Consider the following 399-nt stretch of genomic DNA (forward strand, 5'->3'; position numbering starts at 1 on the left):
GCCGGCTCACCCATCGCCGAAGCCGTTCTCGCGCGCATCGCCGCACTCTATGCGATCGAGAAGGAGATCCGTGGCGCCGACGCCCCGGCTCGGCAAACGACCCGTAACGAGCGATCACGGCCGCTCGTCGCTGAACTCGAGAGGTTTCTGCGCGAGCAAGCCGCTCGCCTGTCGCCGGGCAGCGAGATGGGCAAGGCGATCGCCTATCTCCTGAACCATTGGGATGGCCTCACCTTGTTTCTCGACGATGGTTGCGTTGAGATGGACACCAATCCCGTCGAAAATCAAATCAGGCCGCTGACTCTGACGCGTAAAAATAGTTTATTTGCTGGTCACGACGAAGGTGGTCGTTCATGGGCGCGCATAGCTTCGCTCATCGCCACCTGCAAAATCAACAGC

The 399-nt window shown here is 59.9% G+C and carries 1 protein-coding gene; it reads left to right on the forward strand.

The annotated features are described in order from the left end of the window. Positions 1-399, forward strand: a 399-nt coding sequence (locus tag QJT78_RS52215; RefSeq protein ID WP_281460957.1) for a transposase, incomplete at both ends; no start/stop codon positions are given.

Origin of the sequence: Bradyrhizobium sp. Mp27 (genome assembly GCF_029953005.1) — a bacterium.
Classification (GTDB): domain Bacteria; phylum Pseudomonadota; class Alphaproteobacteria; order Rhizobiales; family Xanthobacteraceae; genus Bradyrhizobium; species Bradyrhizobium barranii.